This window comes from Mucilaginibacter sp. dw_454 (genome assembly GCF_018449775.1).
Lineage (GTDB): Bacteria > Bacteroidota > Bacteroidia > Sphingobacteriales > Sphingobacteriaceae > Mucilaginibacter.
The window spans coordinates 623,671-649,307 of sequence record NZ_JAAVVB010000003.1 but is presented as its reverse complement, the minus strand read 5'-3'; the positions used below and the strand labels follow the sequence as shown (position 1 = coordinate 649,307).

Annotated in this window: 26 protein-coding genes and 1 tRNA gene; 13 read left to right on the top strand and 14 right to left on the bottom strand. The window is 42.5% G+C overall.

The genetic code is table 11. The features are described from left to right. Window positions 1-64 precede the first annotated feature (64 nt). Complete coding sequence (locus HB679_RS13200; protein WP_214072447.1) at window positions 65-1,171, top strand: acyltransferase; 1,107 nt, start codon at window positions 65-67, stop codon at window positions 1,169-1,171. 90 nt (window positions 1,172-1,261) lie between these two features. Here HB679_RS13200 and HB679_RS13195 read toward each other — a convergent pair whose 3' ends face one another. The 5 genes from HB679_RS13195 to HB679_RS13175 all read right to left on the bottom strand — a co-directional run bounded on the left by HB679_RS13195 (window position 1,262) and on the right by HB679_RS13175 (window position 4,314). Then, window positions 1,262-1,609 (bottom strand): Spx/MgsR family RNA polymerase-binding regulatory protein, encoded by a 348-nt coding sequence (locus HB679_RS13195; RefSeq protein WP_214072446.1) that lies wholly within the window; start codon window positions 1,607-1,609, stop codon window positions 1,262-1,264. A gap of 4 nt (window positions 1,610-1,613) precedes the next feature. Then, window positions 1,614-2,174: an aminoacyl-tRNA hydrolase gene (pth, locus tag HB679_RS13190; RefSeq protein WP_214072445.1), complete on the bottom strand. Its 561-nt coding sequence runs from the start codon at window positions 2,172-2,174 to the stop codon at window positions 1,614-1,616. Window positions 2,175-2,381: 207 nt separating this feature from the next. Next, window positions 2,382-2,960 carry a 50S ribosomal protein L25/general stress protein Ctc gene (locus tag HB679_RS13185; protein WP_214072444.1) on the bottom strand — a complete coding sequence of 193 codons (579 nt, stop codon included), beginning with the start codon at window positions 2,958-2,960 and terminating at the stop codon, window positions 2,382-2,384. Window positions 2,961-3,154: 194 nt separating this feature from the next. Next, complete coding sequence (locus HB679_RS13180; protein ID WP_214072443.1) at window positions 3,155-4,099, bottom strand: ribose-phosphate pyrophosphokinase; 945 nt, start codon at window positions 4,097-4,099, stop codon at window positions 3,155-3,157. Between the two features lie 144 nt (window positions 4,100-4,243). Further along, window positions 4,244-4,314 (bottom strand) — tRNA-Gln (locus HB679_RS13175). Window positions 4,315-4,617: 303 nt separating this feature from the next. On the opposite strand from HB679_RS13175, the gene HB679_RS13170 reads away from it, so the two are divergent. Next, a complete protein-coding gene (locus HB679_RS13170; protein WP_214072442.1) occupies window positions 4,618-7,767 on the top strand; it encodes a DUF2723 domain-containing protein in 3,150 nt (1,049 codons plus the stop codon). Between the two features lie 98 nt (window positions 7,768-7,865). Here HB679_RS13170 and HB679_RS13165 read toward each other — a convergent pair whose 3' ends face one another. Continuing rightward, window positions 7,866-8,825, bottom strand: a complete 960-nt coding sequence (locus HB679_RS13165) for an acetyl-CoA carboxylase carboxyltransferase subunit alpha (protein ID WP_214072441.1) — start codon at window positions 8,823-8,825, stop codon at window positions 7,866-7,868. Window positions 8,826-8,873: 48 nt separating this feature from the next. Next, a complete protein-coding gene (locus HB679_RS13160; protein ID WP_214072440.1) occupies window positions 8,874-9,374 on the bottom strand; it encodes a hypothetical protein in 501 nt (166 codons plus the stop codon). A gap of 88 nt (window positions 9,375-9,462) precedes the next feature. Between HB679_RS13160 and HB679_RS13155 the strand changes: the two genes are divergently transcribed. The 6 genes from HB679_RS13155 (at window position 9,463) to HB679_RS13130 (ending at window position 14,855) form a co-directional block, all read left to right on the top strand. After that, window positions 9,463-10,113 (top strand): DNA alkylation repair protein, encoded by a 651-nt coding sequence (locus HB679_RS13155; protein ID WP_214072439.1) that lies wholly within the window; start codon window positions 9,463-9,465, stop codon window positions 10,111-10,113. A gap of 60 nt (window positions 10,114-10,173) precedes the next feature. Next, window positions 10,174-11,655 (top strand): glycine--tRNA ligase, encoded by a 1,482-nt coding sequence (locus HB679_RS13150; protein ID WP_214072438.1) that lies wholly within the window; start codon window positions 10,174-10,176, stop codon window positions 11,653-11,655. 52 nt (window positions 11,656-11,707) lie between these two features. Continuing rightward, window positions 11,708-11,917: a DUF2683 family protein gene (locus HB679_RS13145; protein WP_214072437.1), complete on the top strand. Its 210-nt coding sequence runs from the start codon at window positions 11,708-11,710 to the stop codon at window positions 11,915-11,917. Next, window positions 11,899-12,180, top strand: a complete 282-nt coding sequence (locus HB679_RS13140) for a Txe/YoeB family addiction module toxin (RefSeq protein WP_214072436.1) — start codon at window positions 11,899-11,901, stop codon at window positions 12,178-12,180. Before HB679_RS13145 ends, HB679_RS13140 begins: the two co-directional genes overlap by 19 nt. Before the next feature lie 14 nt (window positions 12,181-12,194). Further along, window positions 12,195-12,485: a HigA family addiction module antitoxin gene (locus HB679_RS13135; RefSeq protein WP_214072435.1), complete on the top strand. Its 291-nt coding sequence runs from the start codon at window positions 12,195-12,197 to the stop codon at window positions 12,483-12,485. Window positions 12,486-12,758: 273 nt separating this feature from the next. Beyond that, window positions 12,759-14,855, top strand: coding sequence for a tetratricopeptide repeat protein (locus HB679_RS13130; protein ID WP_214072434.1), 2,097 nt, complete (start codon window positions 12,759-12,761; stop codon window positions 14,853-14,855). Between the two features lie 210 nt (window positions 14,856-15,065). On the opposite strand, the gene HB679_RS13125 is transcribed toward HB679_RS13130, so the two are convergent. Genes HB679_RS13125 through HB679_RS13115 form a run of 3 tightly spaced genes read right to left on the bottom strand, consistent with a single transcriptional unit; the run spans window position 15,066 to window position 17,743 of the window. Further along, window positions 15,066-15,812: a LytTR family transcriptional regulator DNA-binding domain-containing protein gene (locus HB679_RS13125; protein ID WP_214072433.1), complete on the bottom strand. Its 747-nt coding sequence runs from the start codon at window positions 15,810-15,812 to the stop codon at window positions 15,066-15,068. Continuing rightward, a complete protein-coding gene (locus HB679_RS13120; RefSeq protein ID WP_255547603.1) occupies window positions 15,813-16,847 on the bottom strand; it encodes a histidine kinase in 1,035 nt (344 codons plus the stop codon). A 35-nt stretch (window positions 16,848-16,882) separates the two neighbouring features. Continuing rightward, entirely contained in the window at window positions 16,883-17,743 is an 861-nt protein-coding gene (locus tag HB679_RS13115; protein WP_214072432.1) for a DUF5668 domain-containing protein, read from the bottom strand. Window positions 17,744-17,983: 240 nt separating this feature from the next. Here HB679_RS13115 and HB679_RS13110 point away from each other — a divergent pair, with 240 nt between their 5' ends. Beyond that, entirely contained in the window at window positions 17,984-19,138 is a 1,155-nt protein-coding gene (locus HB679_RS13110) for a hypothetical protein (protein ID WP_214072431.1), read from the top strand. On the opposite strand, the gene HB679_RS13105 is transcribed toward HB679_RS13110, so the two are convergent. Together HB679_RS13105 and HB679_RS13100 are read right to left on the bottom strand one after the other, a co-directional pair. Further along, window positions 19,135-20,172: an agmatine deiminase family protein gene (locus HB679_RS13105; RefSeq protein ID WP_214072430.1), complete on the bottom strand. Its 1,038-nt coding sequence runs from the start codon at window positions 20,170-20,172 to the stop codon at window positions 19,135-19,137. The genes HB679_RS13110 and HB679_RS13105 overlap by 4 nt on opposite strands. 93 nt (window positions 20,173-20,265) lie before the next feature. Beyond that, entirely contained in the window at window positions 20,266-21,135 is an 870-nt protein-coding gene (locus tag HB679_RS13100) for a carbon-nitrogen hydrolase (protein WP_214072429.1), read from the bottom strand. 268 nt (window positions 21,136-21,403) lie between these two features. Here HB679_RS13100 and HB679_RS13095 point away from each other — a divergent pair, with 268 nt between their 5' ends. From HB679_RS13095 to HB679_RS13085, 3 genes are all read left to right on the top strand, one after another. Then, window positions 21,404-22,345, top strand: coding sequence for a lysylphosphatidylglycerol synthase transmembrane domain-containing protein (locus tag HB679_RS13095; RefSeq protein ID WP_214072428.1), 942 nt, complete (start codon window positions 21,404-21,406; stop codon window positions 22,343-22,345). A 6-nt stretch (window positions 22,346-22,351) separates the two neighbouring features. Further along, window positions 22,352-23,056 carry an SDR family oxidoreductase gene (locus tag HB679_RS13090; RefSeq protein ID WP_214072427.1) on the top strand — a complete coding sequence of 235 codons (705 nt, stop codon included), beginning with the start codon at window positions 22,352-22,354 and terminating at the stop codon, window positions 23,054-23,056. Window positions 23,057-23,172: 116 nt separating this feature from the next. Then, window positions 23,173-23,826 (top strand): HAD family hydrolase, encoded by a 654-nt coding sequence (locus HB679_RS13085; protein ID WP_214072426.1) that lies wholly within the window; start codon window positions 23,173-23,175, stop codon window positions 23,824-23,826. 224 nt (window positions 23,827-24,050) lie between these two features. On the opposite strand, the gene HB679_RS13080 is transcribed toward HB679_RS13085, so the two are convergent. Further along, window positions 24,051-24,380, bottom strand: a complete 330-nt coding sequence (locus HB679_RS13080; RefSeq protein ID WP_214072425.1) for a hypothetical protein — start codon at window positions 24,378-24,380, stop codon at window positions 24,051-24,053. A 323-nt stretch (window positions 24,381-24,703) separates the two neighbouring features. Beyond that, window positions 24,704-25,042, bottom strand: coding sequence for a single-stranded DNA-binding protein (gene ssb / locus HB679_RS13075; RefSeq protein WP_214072424.1), 339 nt, complete (start codon window positions 25,040-25,042; stop codon window positions 24,704-24,706). Window positions 25,043-25,193: 151 nt separating this feature from the next. Here ssb and HB679_RS13070 point away from each other — a divergent pair, with 151 nt between their 5' ends. Continuing rightward, the gene (locus HB679_RS13070; RefSeq protein WP_214072423.1) at window positions 25,194-25,559 is read left to right on the top strand and encodes a hypothetical protein; all 366 of its coding nucleotides are present in this window, start codon (window positions 25,194-25,196) and stop codon (window positions 25,557-25,559) included. Window positions 25,560-25,637 lie beyond the last annotated feature (78 nt).

Sequence of the window (25,637 nt, the reverse complement as noted above, 5' to 3'; positions counted from 1 at the left end):
ACGAACCATTTTTTTTATAATTTGCGACAGTTTCAATGCATAGTTTGTATATCCCATTTTATTAATGAATAATAATCAGTTGGCCACCAAGCCACACTACCCCATATTAGATGGCCTTCGTGGTGTGGCTGCCATCATTGTTGTAACCTTCCACTTGTGCGAGCCATTAGCCACCGGAAATTTAGATAAATTGGTTAACCACGGCTACCTGGCTGTCGACTTTTTCTTTTTATTATCAGGTTTCGTGGTCGGCTATGCTTATGACGACAGATGGAATAAAATGACGGTGGGCAGTTTCTTCAAGCGCCGGATCGAACGTCTACAGCCTATGGTGGTTTTGGGGATGACGCTGGGCGCTCTTGGATTCTATTTTACGGATTCTACGCTATGGCCGCTTATTCATACCGTCCCCGCCTGGAAGATGCTGCTGGTGATGCTGATTGGTTATACTATCCTGCCTGTACCCTTATCGCTTGATATACGGGGCTGGGAAGAGATGCACCCGCTCAATAGCGTGGGGTGGTCATTATTTTTTGAATACATTGCCAACATTCTTTATGCTGTATGGATCAGGAAATTTTCTAAAACGGCGTTAATAATCCTGGTAAGCATTGCTGCCATCGCGCTTGCACAACTGGCTATTACAAACGGCGATGTTAGTGGCGGCTGGACACTGAATGTAGAACAGGTGCGCATTGGGCTAACCCGCACCATATATCCCTTCTTTGCCGGTTTGTTACTGTCACGCGTAGTAAAACCTGGTCAAATTAAAAATGCCTTTTTATGGTGCAGCCTTTTAATAATTATCATACTATATATGCCACGCATTGGCGGCGCCGGGCATCTTTGGATGAACGGAATCTATGAATCTGTATGCATCATCATCGTTTTCCCGCTTATTGTATACGTAGGTGCCAGCGGTGTGATAAAAACGCAGACAGAAAACAGGATATGCAAATTCCTGGGTGCTATCTCCTATCCACTTTACATGGTGCATTATCCACTGGTTTATTTTTACGTTGCCTGGGTCAGCAACCATAAGGGCATTACAATTGTACAGGCGTGGCCATATGCGTTACTGATTTTAACAGGCGCGGTAGTTTTGGCCTACGCTGCATTGAAATGGTATGATGAGCCGGTTAGGAAATGGTTGCGGAAGAAACTCGTTTAGAATTTCAATTGGCAAGGACGTGGAGCTAAAATACGTATGTCTCCTGTTAATTAAAAGAGACGCAAAATATTGCGCCTCTACAGTGATCATTTATTTCTTAAAATGTTCTTTGTAAGCGTTCTCATCAAACCCAAAGAACAGAAAACCGCCGTCTTCAATAACCGGGCGCTTGATCATGCTGGTTTTTTGCTGTAATAGTTGCAGCGCATCTTCTTTAGTTTTCACAGCATCCTTAACAGCCGGATCTAATTGTTTCCAGGTAAGGCCCTGCTTGTTCATGAACTTTTCGTAGCCGGCTTTGCTATCCCACTCCTGTAATTTTTCAGTACTTACACCTAATTTTTTAAAATCCTGAAACTCGTAGGCCACCTGGTTTTCTTTAAACCAGTCGAGCGCTTTTTTAACTGTATTGCAATTGGTAATGCCGTAAACTTTCATGTGGTTATTTATTAAACTTCGTCATCGTTAATTCCGTCCCTATCGTCGCAAAGCTTTTTATCATTTCTATTGATCTGTCTATCAGGGCAGGCAATTCGGGTTGTTCGTCGGCATCAAAACCGCTTAATACATAATCTACCTGGCGGCCTTTTGGGTAGTTATCGCCAACACCAAAACGCAAACGGGCGTATTCATTATTACCTAAGGTAGCTTCGATATGTTTTAGCCCATTATGGCCGGCCGCGCTGCCTTTGGGTTTTAAACGCAGCGTACCTAAAGGCAGGGCTATGTCATCTACCAATACCAAAACATTTTCTACAGGGATTTTCAGCTCTTTCATCCAATGGTTCAGCGCTTTACCACTCAGGTTCATGTAAGTGGTAGGTTTGATCAGGTGCAGCGTACGGCTTTTGTGTGATACTTCGGTGTAGTAAGCCAGGCGCATGTTATTAAACTTCGCCCCTTCTTGCTTGGCCAGCTCATCCAAAATCATAAAACCAATGTTATGCCGCGTGTCGGCATATTCCGGGCCAATGTTACCTAAACCTACTATCAGATACTTCATATTGTTATCAACTGTATTAACCGGAGCCACTGCCGGCTTTTTGGCTGGTGCCGCTTTTTTAAAATACTTACTAAAATATGGCATAGCCCCTTAACCCCCTAAAGGGGGAATGTTAAGTTGCGAATATATTAAAAAACAAAAAAGCGACAGGTATAAACCTATCGCTTTTAATTTCTCCTCTTATTCCCCTTTTAGGGGGTAAGGGTCTTATTTTTTACCGGCTTCTTGTTCAGCCTGACGTAACGCACGTGACGTGGTTACAGATACAATAGTATCTTCTTTGCTGTTCAGGATAGTCAATTTAGGAACGCTTATTTCGTTAACCTTTACAGATTTACCTACTTCTAAAGCTTCGATGCTTACGTCGATAAAATCTAAATGATCTTTAGGTAAAGCTTTGATGCTCAGTTTACGTAACTTTTGTACCAGTTTACCACCTACTTTAACACCCGGAGAAGTACCTGTTAAACGTACAGGGATCTGGATAGTGATAGGTTTTTTCTCGTCTAACAACAAGAAATCTACGTGAATGATCTGCTCAGTTAATGGATGGAACTGTAGATCTTTAATAATAGCTTGTGATTTAACACCAGCAATGTCAAGGTCGATGAAATGAACAACCGGAGTATAAACTACGGGTTTCAAATCAGCTGCGGACACTGAAAAGTGGGTCTGTGTAGCACCACCGTAAAGCACTGCCGGTACCAAAGCCTGGTAACGCAGCTCTTTCGCGTCTCTTTTCCCTACGTTCTCTCTTAGAGAACCGCTAATAGCAATTGATTTCATTTTTAATTATTTATTTGTTTTTATTGTTAATTAGTCCATGGTCGATAGTCCATGGATTTATTTTATATATCTATGGTTTATGACCACGGATGTAATTCAATTATTTCAAAAAACTATGGACCATGGACTATCGCCTATGGACCAACTTAAATCAGACCATGGACTATCGACCATCGTCTATGGAATTCTCAGCCCTACTCCACCTTAAACAGCTGGCTTATTGAGCCATGCTCGTTTACGTTGATGATAGCCTTTGCAAACAACTCGCCTGTTGACAATACGGTTATTTTAGGGCTCTGGCGTTTCAACGGTATAGTATCGGTAACAATCAACTCGGCCAGGGCAGAGTTTTCAATCGTTTCGTAAGCATCGCCAGACAATACCGGGTGCGTACAAACCGCTCTTACACTACGTGCGCCACGCTCCATAATTAACTCGGCTGCTTTAGCCAGTGTACGGGCAGTGTCGCAAATATCATCTATCAATACAATGTCCTGACCGGTTACGTCACCTATCAGCGTCATTGATTCAATCTCATTAGCACGTTTACGGCGTTTATCGCAAATAACCACCTCGGCATTAAAGAACTTGGCAAAACCACGGGCCCTGTATGATCCGCCCATATCTGGCGAAGCAATGGTCAGGCTTTTTAAACCCAGGCTTTTAATATAAGGTACAAAGATGATCGACCCATCCAGGTGATCTACCGGGATATCAAAAAATCCTTGTATCTGCGCTGCATGCAAATCCATGGTCATGATGCGGTCAATACCAGCCGCAACCAATAAATTAGCAACCAGCTTAGCGCCAATAGCAACACGAGGACGGTCTTTTCTATCCTGCCTGGCCAACCCAAAATATGGTATAACAGCGTTAACGTGGTGAGCAGAAGCACGGCGGGCGGCATCTGTCAGCATTAATAACTCCATTAAATTATCGGTAGGCTGATGGGTAGACTGGATCAGGAAAACATCGCAACCACGTACAGACTCGTTGAAATGCGGTTGAAACTCACCGTCACTAAAACGCGATAAACCAGACTCGCCTAACGGCTGACCATAAGCATCAGCAATTTTTTGCGCCAGTTCTGGTGAACCGGACCCTGCAAATAACTTAACCGTGTTAAACTGTAATGGCATCGTTTGATATCGGATTTCGGATTTTCGGTTTCGGAATTAACGCCGGCCTCAAAATCCAGATCAGTATGTTTATAAAAAAATTCGGATTTGAATTTCCTCCGGAATAAATCCGAAATCGAAAATCCCAAATCCGAAATTTTTATGTTGCCCGACCAGGATTCGAACCTAGACAAACGGTACCAAAAACCGTCGTACTACCATTATACTATCAGGCAATCCGCTCCTTCGAAACATACGTCCCGAAAAGGAATGCAAATATAAGACGAAAATTCCAACTTCAAAACCAAAATTTCAAAAAAATACCCCACCAAACCCTCCCCGAGGGGGAGGACTTGAAAATCAGGCAGAAAATTTCACTTTTTTAATAACAAACTGGCAAAAAGTCTCCCCCTTTGGGGGAGATACAGAGGGGGTGGAATGTTAAAATATGCTAAATCATGGCGCCTGCAATACAACATTGCGCTTAGTTTTGCTATTTTCGGACCTTGTTTTAAACCAAACCGTTTATATCTTCTGATATGAAATACAATAAAATCAATAATTTATTTGGCTGGCTGGCATTTATTATCGCGTCGCTAACCTACATTTTAACGCTCGAGCAATCTGCAAGTTTCTGGGATTGCGGCGAATTCATTGCTTGTATCTACCGCCTGCAGGTGGCCCACCAACCAGGTGCCCCATTATTTACCATGATAGGTAAAGTGTTCTCGCTCCTATCATTTGGTAACGTTACCAAAGTAGCTTACTGGACCAACGTTGCATCGGCATTGGCCAGCGGCGCCACCATCATGCTGCTGTTCTGGACCATCACCGCCCTAGCCAAAAAGATTTTAGTTAAAAAAGAAGAAGATCTGCATCTAACCAACATCATCCTTATCATTGGCTCGGGTTTAGTGGGGGCGTTAGCGTATGCCTGGTCTGATACGTTTTGGTTCTCGGCTGTCGAGTCGGAAGTTTACGCGCAATCATCTTTGTGTACCGCCATTGTTTTTTGGGCGATATTAAAATGGGATGCCCATGCCGACGAACCCCATGCCGACCGCTGGATAATTTTCATTGCCTATGTAATGGGGCTTTCTATAGGTATCCACCTGCTAAACTTGCTGGTTATTCCGGCTATTGCATTGGTTATATACTTCCGTAAATCAAACAAAGTTAGCGCCTGGGGTACCATTAAAGCATTTTTAACAGGTGTAGTGGTATTGGCAGCTGTGTTATGGGGTATTATTCAATACACTGTAAAAGGCGCTGCATTTTCAGACTTATTATTTGTAAATACCTTCGGTTTGGGTTTTGGTAGTGGCGCTATCGCCTTCTTCCTGTTGCTGTTCGGCACCATCGTATTGGGTATTATTTATACTATTAAACCTGCAAAAAGCATCATCATAGCGGCGGCAATTTGCTTTGTATTGACACTGACTATCAGCGGCGGCATAGCGGGATTTATAGCCGGTGCAGCTATCGTCGCTTTATTAGAATACGTTGTCAAGATCCGCGAAAAGCGCTTTGCGCTAAACAGCTTTTTGGTCTGTACCGCCTTTATTTTATTTGGCTACAGCTCTTTCGTGATGATTGTCATCCGCGCTAAAGCCGGCACTAATTTAAATAATAGCAATCCGCAGGACGCGTTTTCGTTAAACGGTTATCTTAACCGCGACCAGTATGGCGATACGCCATTGTTGTACGGGCAATTCTTTGATTCAAAACCGATTGACCAAACCGACGGCGCCAACATGTACCGCAAAGGCGATACTAAATATGAGATCACTGGTAAAAAGCAAACCGTTATTTACGACCGCAATACCATTTTCCCGCGTATGTTTAGCGACAAACCGGGGCATGCACAGTTTTATCGCGACTGGCAACATTTAGGACCAAACGACAGCCCTACGTTTGGCGATGATATTTCGTTCTTTTTGTCGTGGCAGGTTAATCAGATGTATACCCGTTATTTTTTGTGGAACTTTGTGGGCCGCGCCAACGAAATGGACGGCCAGCTTAAAGGTGTTGACGGCGACTGGATAAGCGGCTGGAACTTTAAGAAAACACTACCCTACTCGGTAACTAAAAGCAAAACCTATAACCGCCTGTATTTTTTACCGCTGATATTAGGCTTGCTGGGCTTTTACTTCCATTTTAAAAAGAACCAGAAAGATGCCGGTGTGGTTGCCGTGTTATTTTTCTTCACCGGTATCGCTATCCTGCTCTACCTTAATCAGGACCCACTGCAACCGCGCGAACGTGATTATGCCTACGCTGGCTCCTTCTATGCCTTTGCCATTTGGATAGGCTTGGCGGTGCTTTGCGTTGCTGATCTGCTTTCTAAAAAAGAGAAAGCGGTTAATGCGGCCATCCTGTCAACCGTAGTTTGTTTAAGTGTTGGGCCAATCTTAATGGCTAACCAGGAATGGGATGATCATGATCGCTCGACTAAAATGACACCGCATGATATGGCCTATAACTATTTAAACTCATGCGCCAAAGACGCCATTTTATTTACTTATGGCGACAATGACACTTACCCGCTCTGGTACATACAAGAGGTAGAAAATGTGCGTCCGGATGTGCGTATTGTGAATCTTAGCTTGTTGGGTACAGACTGGTACATCAAACAAATGAAGCAAAAAATGAATGAGTCGGCACCATTACCACTCACCATGGACGACAGTAAATACAAGCTGGGCACGCGCGACATGATCCCTTATAATGATGCCAAAATACCGGGACCATTAGAGTTGAAAGATGTATTTGAATTTATCACTTCGGACAATAAAGATGCGCTGGCTACAATGCAAGACGGTAGTTCAATCAATTATCTGCCAACAAAAAACTTTAAATTGACGGTAAACCCTGACGTTGTGATTAGCACCGGCACGCTGCCTGCAGCTCAAAAAAGTCAGATTACTACGGATATGGAATTTACTTATCCGAATGATATGATCACCAAGGATAACCTGGCCATGATGGATGTTATTGCGCACAATAACTGGAAGCGTCCTATCTACTTTACTATAACATCGCCGCCTAGCAATATGTTGGGTATGACCAAGTATATGTATAACGAAGGCTTTGCCTACCGCTTGTTGCCATTAAAACCCGACACTGCTATAGCAGCAGAAAGCGAGCAAAGCGGCTCATCTCAAGCAACCAACAGCTTGTTAATGTACAACAACATCATGAACAAGTTTAAATGGGGTAATTTTAAAACCGCAAGTTATTTAGATCATGAATCGTTAACCCAGTTCTTCCCGATGATTGGCCGCATTTGTTTGGATTTGGCAGGCAACCTGCAAAAAGAAGGCCACCCTGATCTGGCTAAAAACATTTTGAATAAATACAATGATGTAATGCCGGATATTATCCCTGTACAGGAAACTGCGGTGCGTAAATATTACATGGCCCAGTTGGCTTACAGTTTAGGGCAAACCGTACTTGCTGATAAAATGGTAGTTCAAATTGAAGATTACCTATCAAACTCGCTTGATTATAACTACAGCTTGCTTAAAGATAATCAACCAATGGCGCAAAACGAGGTGCAATTTGGCATATCGTTAACCAATGGCCTGGTAGGCTTAACCAAAGCTAATGGCCGCACAGCACTAAGCAGTCAATACAAAGCGAAACTGGACAATTACGTTAAAGAGTTTGGCGTAACCATGCGGCAATAGGCTGGTGGTGATACCAAATAAAAAAGGCTGCTATAAAAAATAGCAGCCTTTTTTATTTGGTATCAGGGTTATCCTTAAATCCTAAAAATCAAGGTCGATTATTCGCTCTCAAGCACTACGCCCATTGAGCAGAATTTATCTATACGCTCTGTTACCAACTCGTTAACATCGCGCTCTTTTAGCACTTTCAGATCTTTTAATAATTGTTTTTTTAAGATAGACGCCATAGCTACCGGGTCTTGATGTGCGCCGCCAAGCGGTTCTTTAATTACGCCGTCAATCAGCTTGTTTTTATACATCTCGGTCGATGTAAGCTTCAGCATCTCTGCCGCACGCTCTTTTTGCTCCCAGGTTTTAAACAGGATGGTCGAGCAATTCTCTGGCGATATAACCGAATACCAGGAGTTATCCAGCATCATTACTTTATCGCCAATACCAATGCCCAAAGCACCGCCCGACGCGCCCTCGCCTATCACCACACAAATTATAGGTACTTTTAAAACAGCCATTTCTAAAAGATTGCGGGCGATAGCTTCGCCTTGCCCACGCTCTTCGGCTTCTAAACCTGGGAAAGCTCCCGGGGTGTCAATTAAAGTAACCACAGGTTTGCCAAATTTTTCGGCCAGCCTCATCAGTCTTAAAGCTTTACGGTAACCCTCTGGATTAGCCATACCGAAGTTACGGTACTGACGATCTTTAGTGTTACGGCCTTTTTGATGACCAATAAACATTACGGTTTCGCCATTTAAGGTTCCAAACCCGCCAATAATAGCTTTATCGTCACCAACAGTACGGTCGCCGTGCAGCTCGATAAAATCGTCGCACATCAACTCTAAATATTGTAAAGTATATGGTCTTTCCGGGTGACGTGAAATTTGAACTTTTTGCCAGCCGGTAAGGTTACCGTATATCTCTTTTTTGGTGCTTTCCAATTTGCTTTCCAACTCGGCCACCGTTGCAGACATGTCTAACTTATTTTTGTCCTCAACCTGCTTCACCTTTTCTATCTGGCTCATCAGGTCGGCAAGGGGTTTTTCAAAATCGAAAGTAATCTTCATATCTTAATATTGAGGCCGCTAAATTAAATAAATCAAACGGCATATCCATCAATTACGTTTTTGCAGGCTCTCAAACTTGGCCATTTGCTGGTCTGACAGTAGCTTCCGGGTTGATAAACAAGCTTGTAGAAAAGCATTTTTTAACTCTCCCTGGTATAAACCGTAACGGTTGGCGTAAAAAATCAAGTTACCGTCTTGCACATGGTTATACCTGAACATGCTATCCAACTGATGTTCTGTGTCAATAATTGAGCCACCAATCTGTAACCTGCGACGATGCAGATAATCTTTAGCTTCGGTTAGCTTCTTAACCTGGATGGGGCTCAAATCAATTTCATATTTGTATTTCAGCACCTTTTCGGGCAGCGGGTAATGATTCATTTCGGCAACGCGGGCCATATCTTCGTCGGCCTCGCCTTTTAGCAAACCCTCGTATTGCTGATAAGTTAAGGTACGTACCGGAGAATGTTTACCCGTATCGGCTGCAGACTGTGCATAGGTTGTTGTTGCCACGAGTATCGGCAAAAAAGTAAATAAAGTTTTGATCATAATAAATGGTGTGATTCTTTTCAGTAAACATGATTATTAACGTAAAGTTCATTTATTTTGGTAATTTTCTATCACACTACATATCAACATGAAGGTACAAGAAGTTATAACCCTGCTCAAAGATAAAGCCGATGCCAAACATCACGCCGGTATGTTGCGTTTTGGTGTAAGTAATGAAAAGGCGCTGGGTGTGAAAATTCCGGAGGTAAGAAAGATCGCCAAATTGATCAAAAAGGACCACGAGCTGGCGCAGGCTTTATGGGATACCGATATCCATGAGGCGCGCATCCTGGCTTCGATGATTGATGATCCGGCACTGGTTACGCCTCAGCAAATTGATAGCTGGACCAAAGATTTTGCCACCTGGGATGTATGCGACCAGGTTTGCGGTAACTTGTTTGATCGTACATCTTATGTGGTTGACAAGGCGATAGAGTTTAGTGCGCATAAAGAAGAATTTATCAAACGCGCCGGCTTTGTTTTAATGGCCGAATATGCGGTGCATGGCAAGAAAGCAGCAGACGATGTTTTTATTAGCTTCTTCCCTATTATAGAGCGCGAAGCCTGGGATGACCGAAACTTTGTAAAGAAAGCGGTGAACTGGGCATTGCGCCAAATCGGTAAAAGAAATGACGCGCTCAAGCCTTTGGCTATACAATGCGCTGAACGGATTTTGTTGCAAAATAATAAAGCGGCAAAGTGGATTGCAGGCGATGCTTTAAGAGAGTTAAGAAAGTAAAAACCACACTGCTACAATTATTCCCTATCCAAAATCAAAAATTATATATTTGCCGCTATTATGAGCAAAAATACCGACGAATTGTTTAAAAATGTTATAGCCCACGCCAAAGAGTATGGCTTTGTGTTCCCGTCAAGCGAGATCTATGATGGCCTTAGCGCTGTTTACGACTACGGCCAATTTGGCGCCGAGTTAAAAAACAACCTTAAAACTTATTGGTGGAAATCAATGGTGCAATTGCATGACAACATTGTTGGTATTGATTCGGCTATTTTTATGCACCCTAAGATCTGGAAAGCAAGCGGCCACGTTGACGGCTTTAGCGACCCGATGATTGACAATAAAGATTCAAAAAAACGTTATCGTGCAGATCAGTTGTTGGAAGATAAAATAGCCAAATACGACGAAGAAGGTAAAACCAATGAGGCAGAGGAGTTGCAAGTGGAAATGGACAATGCTCTTAAAGCCGAGAACCTGCCACGCCTGCGCGAATTAATCATTGAACATAATATTAAATGCCCGCTAAGCGGCACCGCTAACTGGACCGAAGTACGCCAGTTTAACCTGATGTTTAGCACACAAATGGGCGCTGTAGCTGACGATGCTGATGTAGTATACCTTCGCCCCGAAACCGCGCAGGGTATTTTTGTAAACTACCTGAACGTGCAAAAATCAGGCAGGATGAAAATTCCGTTTGGTATTGCGCAAATTGGTAAGGCTTTCCGCAATGAGGTTATTGCCCGCCAATTCATTATCCGTATGCGCGAGTTTGAGCAAATGGAAATGCAATATTTTGTACGCCCCGGCACGCAAAAAGAATGGTTTGAAAAATGGAAAGCAGCGCGCTTAAAATGGCACCTGGCTTTAGGTACCGATGCCGCTAAATATCGTTACCATGAACATACCAAGCTGGCCCATTATGCCGACGCTGCTTATGATATTGAGTTTGAATTTCCGTTTGGCTTTAAGGAGGTTGAAGGTATCCATAGCCGTACCGATTTTGACTTGAGCCAGCATCAGCAGTTCTCGGGTAAAAAAATGCAATATTTTGATCCGGAGGTTGACCCAGCGACGGAGAAACCTTACGGTAACTATATCCCTTATGTTATAGAGACATCAATCGGTCTGGACCGTATGTTTCTGCTGACGATGATCAACGCTTACGAGGAAGAAGATTTGAGCACCGAAGAGAAACAAGACAGCCGTACCGTGTTGCGCCTGCACCCTTGCCTGGCTCCGGTTAAGGCTGCTATTTTCCCGCTGATTAAAAAAGACGGTCTGCCCGAAAAAGCACGCGAGATCATGGATAAGTTGAAACTTGATTTTAACCTGCAATATGAAGAGAAAGACGCTATAGGTAAACGCTATCGTCGTCAGGATGCTATTGGTACGCCGTTCTGTATTACTGTAGACCATCAGACGCTGGAAGATAATACCGTTACCATCCGTCATCGCGATAGCATGAAACAAGAACGCGTTGCTGCCGACGATCTCGACAAGATCATTGGCGATTTGGTAAGTTGGAAAAATTTGTTGAAATAACAGATAAAACTCCTGAACTAAAAGTTCGGGAGTTTTTGTTTAAATTTGTTATATGGAAACCGTGATAATGCATCCTAAAAACAATGAACAACTTTCGGCATTGAAGGCTTTTGCAAAAGCATTGAAGGTTGAGTTTGAAACTACTAAAAGTCCTTACAACCCTGATTTTGTAAAAAAGATAAAAGCCAGTAAAAAGCAGGTCGACGATGGCAATTTTATTACCCTTGATCCTTCCAAATCTATATGGGAGAATATAAAGTAGTTATCGCTCCAAATGCTCAGAAAGATTTATCAGCAATACAGAAATCAGGCGATAAAGCTTCTATTAAAAAAGTAGAGCAGATTATTGACGAATTATACACACATCCCGAAACCGGCACAGGTAAACCCGAAAGATTAAAATTTGAATTAGCCGGCTATTGGTCAAGACGCATCAATAAAAAAGATAGGTTAGTTTATCTAATAGAAAATAATACCATAACAGTTACCGTAGTTTCTGCAATAGGGCATTATGGAGATAAATAGCTTACATCAAGGTTATGGGGAACATAGTTGATAAAAACGGAGTATCATTAAGAACACCAGTAGCTTTTCACCCGGGTGAATTTTTATTGGAAGAAGTTGAAGAGCGGGGATTAAAAAAAACAGAACTGGCAAAAGGTCTTGGTTTATTACCCGGTAATTTAAGTGAATTATTTAGAGGCAAGCGCCACATAAACGCCCGCCTGGCGGTGAGGTTAGAGAAAATATTAGATATAAGTGCTGAGTACTGGATAGGTTTGCAAACTACATACGATTTAACACTTGCTCGTGAATTGGAGCACGTTTAGCAATTTAAAAAGCACATCAAGTAAAATTTATTAAAAAAGAGTAACACCTTTTTAACTAATACGTACAAAGCCTGGTTAAGCAATTAATCGGGCTTTTCTTTTCTTATAGCTTATAGAAGTAAATAATAAGTTATACATTTATGTCTGTTATTAACTATTAATAATATAAGCTTGCGCCCTTATTTCTTTCTATTTATTTTTTTTAATTTATACGGCCTAAATCTATCAGCCAAACCACAAGATCATGGCACTGACAGTTTGAAGAAATTGGTCATGTCATCGCTCCAAAAAACCGGCAGCAAGCCTGATACGTTCACTATCAAACAGATAAACAAGCTTGCCGCCAGCTATTATGGATCGCACCCGGACAGCACCTTATATTACGGCAAACTGGAAATCAATCTTTCTAAAAAAATCAACTATCCCAATGGTATAGCTAACGGCACTTTGCAAATAGCCTCGGTTAATACTTTTAACGGCAACTACCCGGAGTCTATTAAAAATTATAATGCTGCATTAAAGATCTACCAGCAACAAAACAACAAAAAAGGCATTAGCGATAGCTATAACGGTTTGGGCCGTGTAGAAGATTTTATGGGTAATTATGATATTGCTATTGCCTATTACCAAAAAGCACTGGCCTGGTGTGTAATTACACCCGACGAAGCTGACGAAGGCGAAGTATACAACCTATTGGGTATCACTTACGACAATAAAGGCGATTTCTCCAAAGCGCTTGACTATTATTTCAAGGCCCTGCTCATCAACATTAAACATAACGATCAGGATGCCGCTGCCAACAAATACAGCAATATTGGCGTGATCATGCAGGAGCTGGAAATGTACCAGAAAGCACTTAGCTACTATAACCGCGCACTGGTTATCTGGGAGAAAAAAGAAGATCAGCAGGGTATTAGTACCGCTTGCCAGGATATTGGTGATCTGTACATCACGCAAAAAGATTACAAGCGTGCTAAGCCTTATCTCGACCGGGCGCACGGCATATTCCGCCATATGAAGGATAAAGAAGGCCTTGCATTAGTCTATTACGATATGGGCCTTTATAAGTACTATATCAAACGTCCTGATAGCGCTATATACTATTTGCAGGAATCTTTGAAATTAGGGAAGCAAAGCAACTCAAGTTATGTAAGGGCATATGCCTATCAAGGCCTTGCGGTTGTGTATAACTGGGATAAAAAATATCAGTTAGCTTATAATTATGCGGTGAAGGCGGAAGATACCGGCATTAAATTAAATAACCTCATCTTAAAAACTGACGCCTCACAGCAACTCAGCATGGCGCTGGCCGGTTTAAAGCGCTTTGAAGAAGCCTATAAAGAGCATGTTGCGTTTTCTGGTTTGCGAAGCGATCTGAAACACAGCGAAAGCATTCATAAAGCCATATTTTACAACCTGGAGCTTGAATTTGCCAAAAAGCAAAACGAGTTGATGGATCGACAGCATAAAAAAGAGGAAGTTTACAAAGCGCGTATTGCCAACCAAAGCAATGAGAACCTTATATCAGCGATAATCATTTTGGTGCTGATTATTATTGTTCTGATTTACTATAACGCCAAGATCAAGCAACAACGCATTAATAAATTGCTTGCAGGCAAGAACCAAGAAATTACCCAGCAGCAGGAAGACCTAAATTCGCAGGCCGCAAAGCTAAATGAGCTTAATATATTAAAAGACAGGTTGATTGGCGTGTTGGCGCATGATCTGCGGGCTCCTATTAGCACATTGCGCGGTTTATTTACGCTGATGACCGATGCGAGCATCAGCGGCGAAGAATTTATAGAGATGACGCCTAAAGTGTTCAACAGGTTGGAAAACACGTCTGACTTTTTGGATACGCTGTTGTTCTGGATAAACAGCCAGGTTGATGGGACCAACAATAAAGCTGTCAACTTTTCATTGGCCGACTTGACCAGTCGCGAAATACAACACCTGGAAGATAAAATCCAGCAAAAAAATCTCACTATACAGCAAGATATTCCGCAGGATGCTATTGCACTGGCCGACCCTAACTCGGTGCGTATTGTTATTCATAACTTTTTAACCAATGCCATTAAATTCTCAAACCGCGATGGCACAATTGAAATATCATCCTGGATAGAAAACGAGGGGATAGCTTTCTGCCTGAAAGATCATGGTGTAGGCATGAGTGCCGAATATCTGAATACCTTATTTAAAAGTCAGGTAAACAGTTCTGCAGGCACAGAAAATGAAGTAGGCACCGGCATGGGTTTGTTATTTTGTAAAGATCTGATTCAAAACCAGGGCGGTAAAATATGGGCCAGGAGCGTGTTGGGTACAGGTACTGAATTATGTTTTATGCTTCCTCTGGGCAACAAAGCTGATTAGCTGAAATTGTAATTAGAAGAAATGAGCCTGGTTTAATATTAATATCCCGCTGCGTCATCGTGAGCGAGGTACGAGCGTAACGATCTCTAAACGCTTAATAATACGTAATGCAACCACTCTTTAGACATCACAAATAATATTGCTTTGATAGAGATCGCCACGCTACGCTCGCGATGACGTGTCGGTTAGGTTGTAAAATGATCAACGATATTATATTCCCAGTACCTGCTTTAACTTCACGTAACCGGTTTTACTCACCGGTATTTTAGCGCCCGATTTTAGAATAGCCAGATGGCTGTCTTTCTCATAAGGGTCAATACGCGTTATCTCCTGCACACTTACTATATAGCTACGGTGTACACGCACAAATTGGCGGGCATCCAGCGTTTGCTCGAAAAAACTCATGGTTTTATTTTTCAGGAATGAACCTTCAGGTGTAATGATGCTTACATAGTCATCATCGGCTTGCAGGTATTGCACATCAGCCACGGGGATGATCTTAACCTTAGTACCGGTTTTTACAACAATACGCTCATGTTGCGCCGGCGAGTGTGAGGCCGTCTCCAGTAATTCTTCTTTTTTAGCAACGGTGTTACCAGTACTTGGAGCTTGTGCTAAAAACTTATCTACAGCCTTGGCAAAACGTTCCATGCTGAATGGTTTTAGCAGGTAATCTGTCGCGTGAGCTTCGAAGGCTTTTATGGCGTATTCGTCAAACGCGGTGGTAAATATTACGGCAGGCTGCTCGTCAACCAATTCCAGCATTTCAAAGCCATTTATTTTAGGCATTTGCACGTCCAAAAATATCAAATCGGGCTGATGTTGTTGTATAGCTTTAAGGCCTTCAAAACCATCGCCGCATTCCTGCAAAACCTCTATCTGCGGGTAGGCTAACAAATATTCTCTCACAACCATGCGGGCCAAAGGCTCGTCGTCAATCAATATAGCACGTATCATTTACTGTGGTATTTTTATTATGGTTGTAAATATATTATCATTTGCGTGAGTTTCCATCAAATCATTACGCGCATACAGCAAATATAGACGGCGTTGCACACCACTCAAACCAAAACCGGTTCCCTGGCGGGGACGTGAGGTTTTTGGGTCATATGGATTTTGCACGGTCAGTTCCAGGTAACTACCCTCTACTTCGCCGCGAATGCTTACCACCACTTCTTCGGTAGTATCATACAATCCAAATTTTATAGCGTTTTCAACCAAAGGCTGTAGCAGCATGGCTGGCATGATGCTCTCGCCGCATTGCGCATCGCAGCTTATTTCTGTTTTAAGGCGATGACCGAAGCGTACTTTTTCAATCTCAAGGTATAAAGCGAGATGTTGCAGCTCTTCGTTTAAAGTTACTTGTAGCTGGTCGTCTTTTTTTAAGGTGCCCCGCAAAAAGTCTGATAGCTGGTGGATCATTTTACGGGCCTCATCAGGTTTAAAGCCAATGAGTGCGTTAATAGAGTTTAAGCTATTGAATAAAAAATGCGGTTGTAATTGCTGGCGCAAGTTGTATAGTTCCGCGTCGCGGGCCAGTTGCTCAGCTTCGGCTTTGCGGCGCTCATTCTCTTTCTGATCAATTTGCGAATACCAGATCATGCTGATCATGGCCATCCACCCTATCGCCAAAAAATTGGTAAAAAAACGTATTACCGTAGATTGCGACATAAAGTTGGCATATATAGGGCCGTGGTTAATAAACGGCAAAATATAACGGGCACCTGCAGTACCGGCGGCGGCCAGGGTAACTATCCAGATCAAAATATTGATATAGCTCCCCTTCCCCGGCTGATAATAGCGCAGGTTATTATTAATGAGCCAACACGCTGCGGTAAGCAATACAGAGCTTACCAGGCTATCTGTTAAAGCGGTATACCACTCAAACCCGAAACTGTGAATAATGTAGGCTTGCAGGCCTGCCCAGGCAAGTCCGCAAGCCACAAATGCTAAACGCAGTTTCTGAAAAATAAGTGATTGTACTACAGCCAAAACGTGCTTATTATAAGTTTTAAGGTTGAATGCGATTAATAACTACGGATGTCTACTCCGGCAAATATCGACACGCCTTTTAGTACCAGTACTTTACTGCTATCCGGCGGGGCGTTGGTTTTAATCCGTTTATCATCTACCCCGGCAAACACGGCTGCCATGTCTGATACCACCATCCAGTGCGATGGTACAATAATTTTGGTACCACCAAATATCTGAGTAATGTCTACATAAACACGGCCATTGATGTTAGCCTGGGTAAAGTCCAGTTCGGTGCCACCCATCACGTTTACGATTTCGCCGCCTTGAAAGTTCTTAGAAAATATAGTCTTTTTAACACTACCAAAAACTGATACAGCGTCCAGGTGCTCGTCGCCGGTAAATGTGTTGCTGCTTGAACCGGTAGCACTGCCGGTATTTGGAGGAGGCGTCTGGGCGTCATCGGTTTCGGGTTTTACAGTATAATCAACCACGGGTTCGGTTGGGTTATGAGTACCAAAGTTATATTTACTTCGCTCCCATTTTGCTTTCCAGTCTTTTTTATCCCAATCGTTGCTATTACGTTTACGTAATATGAGGTATACGCCAAAACCTATCATAGCGGCAGGCCAGAAGAAATCGCTCACATTAACATGCGGAAAAATATCGTCTAATAAACTTGCGAAGCCCACTATGGTTACAATGATCCAGGCTATATTCTTAAAGTTAGTTCTGGCGCCTATATATAAGCCAACCACTATCATCGCCATCGGGAAACTTATTAACCAGTGCGGCGGAGAAAATATATCAAATTGTTTAAAAAGCAGGCATGCACCCACTACCAGCAAAACAATGCCGGCCACCGCCTTTCCGTTATTCCGCACGGGTGGGTTTGTATTATTTATATCGTTGTTCATTTTCTTAGTTTTAAATTATTACCTCAAAAGTAAGGCACTAATATAGGCAGCCAAAACTAAAATTGGCGACTGATGGACAAGAACTCGGTGAATGCGGTAATTTTCTCGGTAGAAAAGCAGGCCTGGATTTGCCGGTGATTAAAAATCTCTAATCTTAATGAAACAAAGCAGTGACAACATAGTCAAATAGCAAAATAAACCACCTAATTACTTACCTTGTATCATCACAATTAAACCACCATGCAACGCGAATTTACAGTATCAACCTTTCTAAAAATAGTAAACTTTATATTGGGCGCAGCCATGATCAGCTTCGGCATCTTTCTATTTAACAAGCCCAATAACGGCGGAGCGGTTATTTACTTTGTGCCCTTGTTTATGGCAGCTATGGGACTGTTCGTCATTATCAATGCCATCCGTAGAAAAGTAACTATTGAAAACGGCACTATAACCTTTACTACTGTTTTTAAAACGCTGGATATTGCTGTTGACGATGTGAAGGGAGTAAAAATTGACAGGAAGGTATTAGTGATTGTATCGAATACGCCCGGCACACCGAATATTGTTATCAGAAATTATAATGACCTGAATAACAATAACGAATTAACCAACTACCTGACAGGAACTTTCTCCGACCTGGATGCCAATGAGTTGGAAGACGAAAAGAAAAATCTGTTACAAGACCCTAACCTGGGTTTTACGCCGGAGGAGCGTCAGTCAAAGTTAGATAACGCTAAAAAAATAGCAATAACCTATACCGTTGCAGGTATTGCCGTGGCTATAGCTACCATAGCTTTGCGTCAGCCCATATTTACCATTTTAGCTTTGATCTGCCCTTTGTTGGCCATCCCGATCATCATTACCAGCAACGGATTGATCAAATTTTTATCCAACGGTAAAAACAGCGTATATCCTTACGTAATATTTGGATTTATAGCACCCACAGTAGCATTATTTGCCAAATCATTAGCTGCTTATCATTTTTATAATTATGACAGCTTTTGGTTGCCCTTTATTGGTATAGGCGTGGTTGTTGGCGGGTTGTTGTTTAAAGTTGGAGTTAATGAATCACTAAGCAACGGTATAGTAAGCCAGGGAATTTTGATGTTGTGTTTGTCGCTATTTTATGCTTTTGGCGCTGTGGGGCAAATCAATTGCGGATTCGATAATTCGCCCGATCAAATCTATAAAGCTTCAGTATTGGGCCACCATATAAGTCATGGTAAAAGCACTGCTTATTACCTGTACCTAAGCACTTGGGGGCCATGCCATGAAAATAAACAAGTCGATGTGGGCAGTAAAATGTATTACAGCACCCAAATTGGCGACAGTGTTAAAATAGATCTTAAACCAGGCTTATTGCATATCCCCTGGTTTGTAGTTAAAAAGAGCTAGACTTCCGGCTCCTGCTGGCTCAGGCAATGGAAACTACCTAATCCCCAGATAATATCTGTCGAATCTATACCGATAACCTTACGATCAGGGAAACAGTCTTGCAATATTTGCAGCGCTTTATCGTCTTTATCGCAACGGTAAGTTGGTACCACCACCGCGGCATTGCCGATGTAAAAATTAGCGTATGATGCCGGCAAGCGCTGATCGTCATAAATCACTGCATCGGGCATTGGCAGTTCGACGATGTCAAGTTGTTTGCCGTTTAACAGACGCATAGTTTTCAGGCTTTGCAGGTTTTCTTGTAGTAAGTGATAGTTGTCGTCGTTTTTATTTTCTTCGACTACGGTTACCACGGTATCTTCATTCACAAAACGGGTAATGTCGTCGATGTGGCCATCGGTATCATCGCCAACTATGCCATCGCCCAACCATAAAATTTGCTCGGCACCGTAGTAATTGTACAAGTATTCTTCTATTTGCTGCTGATTTAATTGCGGGTTACGATTTGGATTTAACAAGCATGCCGTCGTAGTTAAGATAGTGCCTTTACCGTTAAAATCAACCGAGCCGCCCTCCATCACAATACCCGGATGATAAACATCCAATCCATAATGCTGGCCTATTTTAGTCGGGATCACATCATCCAGATCAAACGGCGGATATTTGCCGCCCCAGGCGTTGTAGCCCCAATCTACGATAGCTTTTTCTTTAGTCGCCCCATTAATCAAAAACGCCGGACCATGATCTCGGCACCAGGCGTCATTGGTACCAAACTCAAAGAATTCAATTTTGTGCAGATCAGCACCAACCGACATTAATTGCTCTTTAGCAAAAGCGGCCATCGGTTCATCCTTCACAATAATGCGCACCAGTTCGCCGGCGGTTAAGGCTTTGATAAACTCGCAATATTGCGGATAAACGGTCATGATCTTGCCCGGCCATGATTCTTCTTTATGCGGCCAGCTTAACCAGGTAGCTTTGTGCGGATGCCATTCTGCCGGGAAGTATAAGCCTTTTTGTTTTGGATAATTCATGGTTGATATGTTGCATTTGTCATTGCGAGGTACGAAGCAATCGCACGCTGCAAAGTTCGCGATTGCCGCGCTCCGCTCGCAATGACAAGATTTCTATTCGTCGTCTAAAAGGCGTTTCGTAATCGGTTGATAAGAATCAATTCTCCTGTCGCGCAAAAACGGCCAGTGGGTACGGTAGTAATCCGTTTTATTCAGATCCAGTTCTTGTACTATCACTTCTTCCTGATCGTGCGTAGTTTGGTGAATTACAGTCCCAAATGGATTAGCAAAGAACGAGCCGCCCCAGAATTTAACACCGGCTTCCTCGCCTACCCGATTAACGCTTACCACATGCACGCCATTAGCCACAGCATGCGAGCGCTGAATGGTTTGCCAGGCGTTGTACTGCTCTACGTTGGTAGCCTCGTCTTGGGTAGTTGCCCAGCCAATAGCTGTTGGGTAAAATAATATCTCTGCACCCATTAAAGCGGTGATACGTGCTGCTTCAGGATACCATTGATCCCAGCAGATGAGTACGCCGATTTTAGCAAATTTGGTTTGGAATACCTTATAACCCAGGTCGCCCGGGGTAAAATAGAATTTCTCGTAAAAACCCGGATCATCCGGAATATGCATTTTGCGATACTTGCCAAGGTAAGCACCATCGGCATCAATAACCGCGGTAGTATTGTGGTAAAGGCCCTGCGCGCGTTTCTCAAACAACGACGCAATGATCACCACACCCAGCCCGGCAGCAACCTTTGATAATTCATCAGTTGATGGACCAGGGATAGCCTCGGCCAGTAAAAAATTATCATGATCTTCAACATCGCAAAAATAAAGCGATGTAAAAAGCTCCTGCAAGCAAACTATCTGCGCGCCTTTGGCGGCAGCATCTTTTACTCTTGCAATGGCTTTCTGTAAATTCTCGTGCTTGTTGGCAGTGCAGCTCATTTGCACTATGCCTACCTGTACTTTGCTCATCCTGTTAATTTTGGGGCAAAAATAGTAATTAGAGATTAGTGATTGGTGATTAGAGGTTTTTATTTCAAAATTATTAGTCACCGGTATCTAATAATTGAAACCATTGATTAGTGATCGATGATTAGATATTAGTTATTTTTAATCTTTTACAATCATAGCGGGTGTATATTAGTTTTAAGTTTAGCAACTGTTACCTAATCACTAATTAACCAACCTCTAATCACCAATCACTAACCATTAATCTCTAAAAAAGCTACCTTTGCACGCAATGACAGAAATTGAAGAAGTTGTAGACGAAGGCACCGAGCATAAAACCTGGAAGGGCAAGCTCTGGAGCGTTGTTAAAATAATATTGATCATAGCAGTAACCGGCGGGCTGCTGTATTATGTATTTAGCAAGGTACCGTTTGCTAAAATTAAATTCAGGCTAACTCACGCTAACCGCGCCTGGCTGGCAGCCGCTATTTTATGCTATGTAGGCTCTATGATATTCTCTTCATGGCGATTACTGAGCTTCTTTAAGTCGATAGGTTTAAAGTTAGACTGGCGCTTTAACCTGCGTTTGTACTTTTTGGGCCTATGCTACAATGTATTGTTACCCGGAGGTATTGGTGGCGATGGCTACAAAATTTACCTGCTGCACAAACGCTATAACCTGCCTACTAAAAAGGTTTTTTGGGCGATATTATTTGACAGGCTAAGCGGTTTTTGGGCCATTGGCGCTATAGTAGTTGGGCTGATTATTCTGATCCCAAATTTTCCTTATCATTTGGCTTACCCTTTAACTATTGTTTCTATCGGGTCGGTTATCTATTATATTGTTGCCCGTAAATTTTTCAAAGAATATACCCATAAGTTTTTCCAGGGCCATGCTAAAGCTATTTGCGTACAAACTATGCAATTGTTGTGTATTGTTTGCCTGTTAATGGCACAGAATTTTAGCGGAAAATTTGCTCCGTATCTGCTGTCTTTCCTATTCTCATCGCTCGCTGCCGTTATACCGTTTAGTTTAGGCGGCGGCGGTATCAGGGATGCGTTATTACTTAGAGTAGCGCAAGGATTTTCTTTGCCTGAGGATATGGCCGTTTACCTTAGTTTTGGATTTTACCTGATCTCGATTCTTGTAGCCCTGCTTGGCGTTTACTACGTATTGCGACCTAAGCGTTTAGAAGAAGGCCTGCACGGTATCAACGAAGATCAGAAAGATTAATAGTGTATGAATATCGTTATCACGGGTGCCAGCAGCGGCGTAGGATTTGAAGCGGTTATCGAACTGATATCCGCCGGAAAACATCAGGTTATTGCCCTGGCGCGCTCGCAAGATAAATTAACCCGGTTGGCAGAGATCGCACTCGGACTTAACCCTGAAGGTGTTCTATACCCTATCGCTTTTGATATTGTGCATGACGATTATGACGGTCTGGAACAATTTATCAACAGCCATTTTGATAGCAAAGTGGATATCCTGATCAATAATGCCGGTGTACTCATCAACAAACCATTTACCGAGCTTGGCGAAAGCGACTTTGTAGAAATGCTGCAAAGCAATTTCATTGGTCATGTACGTATGATACAAAGCCTGCACCAGTTCATGCCCGCGGGTTCGCACATCCTTAATATCGGCAGCATGGGTGGCTACCAGGGCAGCGTCAAGTTTCCGGGGCTATCAGCTTACTCGGCCAGCAAAGCCGCTTTACACACGCTTACAGAGTGCCTGGCGCAAGAATTCGCGGAGAAAGATATCAGGGTAAATTGCCTTGCCCTGGGTTCGGCGCAAACAGAGATGCTGGAGAAAGCATTCCCGGGCTATCAGTCGCCGGTGATGGCTTTCGAAATGGGTAAATACATAGCCGACTTTGCTTTAACCGGGCATAAGTTTTTTAACGGCAAGATCTTGCCGGTGGCTACGGTAACGCCGTAAAAAACTTATAATGTTGTCATTGCGAGCGTAGCGTGGCAATCGCAAGGATGCAATATTCGCGATTGCCACGCTTCGCTCGCAATGACAACTAGTAAGACCACCTGAGTTAAAATAAGATGACATCTACCCAAAAAATAAAAGCCGTAATATTCGATCTGGACGGCACCATTGCCGATACGCTGCCGCTTTGCATAGCCGCTTTTAAACAAAGTGTTGAACCTTTGCTGGGCAAAAGCATTAGCGAAGAAGAAATCATCGCCACCTTCGGGCCATCAGAAGAAGGTACTATCCGCAAACTTATTCCAGGTCATGAAGACGCAGGCGTGACCGCTTATTTAAAATACTATGAAGCATTGCACCATACCTGCCCAGCTGCATTTGCCGGCGTGAGGGAGTTACTGGACCTTTTAAAAAACAAAGGCGTTTTGCTGGCTATGGTAACCGGCAAAGGTAAACACAGCACCCGTATTTCTTTAAAGCAATTCGGCCTGGAATCATACTTTGAAACATTAGAAACCGGCTCGCCCGAAGGACCAAATAAAGTTAACGGCATCCGCACGGTGCTCGAGAAATTAGGCACCTCTAAAGCTGAAAGTTTGTATGTTGGCGATGCACCAAGCGATGTTAAATATTGCAAAGAAATAGGCGTACCCATAGCAGCAGCAGCCTGGGCAAGTACGGCTGATGAAAGCGAATTAAAAAAGCTTGAACCGGAGTATTTGTTTACATCAATTGCTGATTTTTCGAACTGGATAAAAGATCAGATATAACTCCACCTATAAAAAGAAAACCCGTTTACAATGTAAACGGGTTTTCTTTTAGGTTTTAATTTCTATTTGTTAAACAGAATAAAGAAGATTAACCAGGTAGCTACAATCTGGCTAATTGCGAAAAAAGCATCCATCTAATCATAGCTACTTTTGCGTTATTGATATCTTTTTTCAGATCAATCAAGCAATCTTTAGTAGCAATTTTATCTAATCCGTTAATCATACTACTTTTTCATAAACAGGGCTATTATCGCTAAAGTGGCACCTACCTGACCCACCCAGAAAATAAACATCCATTTAATCATTTCTGCTTTGGATTCACTTATGTCTTTGGCATGTTCGTGTTTTGCAGTACCCAGCTCATTTTTAATAATAAGCAAATCGGTTTTCAAAGATGCTATATCTCCTTTTGTAGCTAATGTTTGAATAGTTGACTCCACAGCTCGTTCGGTTTTGTTATCGATGTATTTGAACATGGCCTCGGTGGTGTCGTTACCCAATTTGTCTGATAACAACTGATATAGCCGGGCGGTTTCTTTTGCTTCTAAGTACATAACAAATATAGTGATAAGGTTTAGGAAATGTGATAAGGTTAGGTTATTGGTAATAAAGGTTTAGGATAGGATATTTTGAGTGATTGATAATTAAAAATGTTTTGTCATAGTGAGCAACAGCGAGATAAGCCGGGCATTTGAATAGACGAATAGCAGACAAGTTCAAAACTATTATCTCCCAAATCCGTCATCGTGAGCGAGGTACGAGCGTAACGATCTCCGGATAAGCCGCTTTTAACACGTCGGCAAGAGATCGTCACGCTACGCTCACGATGACGTTATCGAAATATGCTCATCCCCATTCATTAATGCCACTTGGGTTTTTAATTGCGGCTGCTGGTTTTCAAAAATTCATTCACGACAATTTCTGAGGTGTATTTTTTATTGCCATCTTTATCAATATAGCTGCGATTATTTAGCCGGCCCTCGATTGCTATCTCATCGCCCTTTTTAAGCAAATCGCCGGCTATTTGTGCCTGGGCGCCCCAAATCACCAGATTATGCCATTGGGTGTCTGTTATGCGCTCGCCTTTTTCGTTCTTGTAGCTTTCGCTGGTAGCTAATGACAGCTTGGTCAGCTTTTTATTGGTGTCAAATACTTTTACTTCAGGGTCCATACCCAGGTTACCTACTAAGCGTACGCTGTTTTTTAATGAGTTCATGATTTTAAGTTTATCGTTTATACTTCGTTTCTGTTTGATGATACAAAGGTGCAGGGTAACGAAAACATTAGTCGGATATTAATTACTTATAAACGACAATATCCGTTTGCAAACGCTTGCAGACGGATATTATATTCATTATCTTAGCTTTATGGAAACCGAAAAAGTATGCCTGGACTGCGGCACTACCCTACATGGGCGCGCCGACAAAAAGTTTTGTAACGATCTGTGCCGCAACAATTATAACAACAAGCTCAACAGCAACAGCTATAATATGGTGCGCAACATCAATAATATTCTGAAGCGCAACCGCCGTATTTTGGAAGAGTTAAATCCAACAGGCAAAACCAAAACCACCAAAGCAAAAATGACGGCTAAGGGTTTCGATTTTAAATACCTTACCAATAAATACGATACGCAGAACGGCAAGACCTACCATTTTTGCTATGAGTATGGCTACCTGCCTTTAGAGGGCGACGACATTTTGCTGGTGAAGCGTGAGGAGAAAGTGGAATAGTTTATCATTTAAATAACACATCGGCACATTCTTACAAAACCATGAGATGAGTGCCGTTGTTAACATCCATATTTGGCA

Coding starts and splice junctions, on each gene's coding strand:
- HB679_RS13200 (WP_214072447.1), top strand. CDS start 65: ATGAATAATAATCAGTTGGCCACCAAGCCACACTACCCCATATTAGAT.
- HB679_RS13195 (WP_214072446.1), bottom strand. CDS start 1,609: ATGAAAGTTTACGGCATTACCAATTGCAATACAGTTAAAAAAGCGCTC.
- pth (WP_214072445.1), bottom strand. CDS start 2,174: ATGAAGTATCTGATAGTAGGTTTAGGTAACATTGGCCCGGAATATGCC.
- HB679_RS13185 (WP_214072444.1), bottom strand. CDS start 2,960: ATGAAATCAATTGCTATTAGCGGTTCTCTAAGAGAGAACGTAGGGAAA.
- HB679_RS13180 (WP_214072443.1), bottom strand. CDS start 4,099: ATGCCATTACAGTTTAACACGGTTAAGTTATTTGCAGGGTCCGGTTCA.
- HB679_RS13170 (WP_214072442.1), top strand. CDS start 4,618: ATGAAATACAATAAAATCAATAATTTATTTGGCTGGCTGGCATTTATT.
- HB679_RS13165 (WP_214072441.1), bottom strand. CDS start 8,825: ATGAAGATTACTTTCGATTTTGAAAAACCCCTTGCCGACCTGATGAGC.
- HB679_RS13160 (WP_214072440.1), bottom strand. CDS start 9,374: ATGATCAAAACTTTATTTACTTTTTTGCCGATACTCGTGGCAACAACA.
- HB679_RS13155 (WP_214072439.1), top strand. CDS start 9,463: ATGAAGGTACAAGAAGTTATAACCCTGCTCAAAGATAAAGCCGATGCC.
- HB679_RS13150 (WP_214072438.1), top strand. CDS start 10,174: ATGAGCAAAAATACCGACGAATTGTTTAAAAATGTTATAGCCCACGCC.
- HB679_RS13145 (WP_214072437.1), top strand. CDS start 11,708: ATGGAAACCGTGATAATGCATCCTAAAAACAATGAACAACTTTCGGCA.
- HB679_RS13140 (WP_214072436.1), top strand. CDS start 11,899: ATGGGAGAATATAAAGTAGTTATCGCTCCAAATGCTCAGAAAGATTTA.
- HB679_RS13135 (WP_214072435.1), top strand. CDS start 12,195: ATGGGGAACATAGTTGATAAAAACGGAGTATCATTAAGAACACCAGTA.
- HB679_RS13130 (WP_214072434.1), top strand. CDS start 12,759: ATGTCATCGCTCCAAAAAACCGGCAGCAAGCCTGATACGTTCACTATC.
- HB679_RS13125 (WP_214072433.1), bottom strand. CDS start 15,812: ATGATACGTGCTATATTGATTGACGACGAGCCTTTGGCCCGCATGGTT.
- HB679_RS13115 (WP_214072432.1), bottom strand. CDS start 17,743: ATGAACAACGATATAAATAATACAAACCCACCCGTGCGGAATAACGGA.
- HB679_RS13110 (WP_214072431.1), top strand. CDS start 17,984: ATGCAACGCGAATTTACAGTATCAACCTTTCTAAAAATAGTAAACTTT.
- HB679_RS13105 (WP_214072430.1), bottom strand. CDS start 20,172: ATGAATTATCCAAAACAAAAAGGCTTATACTTCCCGGCAGAATGGCAT.
- HB679_RS13100 (WP_214072429.1), bottom strand. CDS start 21,135: ATGAGCAAAGTACAGGTAGGCATAGTGCAAATGAGCTGCACTGCCAAC.
- HB679_RS13095 (WP_214072428.1), top strand. CDS start 21,404: ATGACAGAAATTGAAGAAGTTGTAGACGAAGGCACCGAGCATAAAACC.
- HB679_RS13090 (WP_214072427.1), top strand. CDS start 22,352: ATGAATATCGTTATCACGGGTGCCAGCAGCGGCGTAGGATTTGAAGCG.
- HB679_RS13085 (WP_214072426.1), top strand. CDS start 23,173: ATGACATCTACCCAAAAAATAAAAGCCGTAATATTCGATCTGGACGGC.
- HB679_RS13080 (WP_214072425.1), bottom strand. CDS start 24,380: ATGTACTTAGAAGCAAAAGAAACCGCCCGGCTATATCAGTTGTTATCA.
- ssb (WP_214072424.1), bottom strand. CDS start 25,042: ATGAACTCATTAAAAAACAGCGTACGCTTAGTAGGTAACCTGGGTATG.
- HB679_RS13070 (WP_214072423.1), top strand. CDS start 25,194: ATGGAAACCGAAAAAGTATGCCTGGACTGCGGCACTACCCTACATGGG.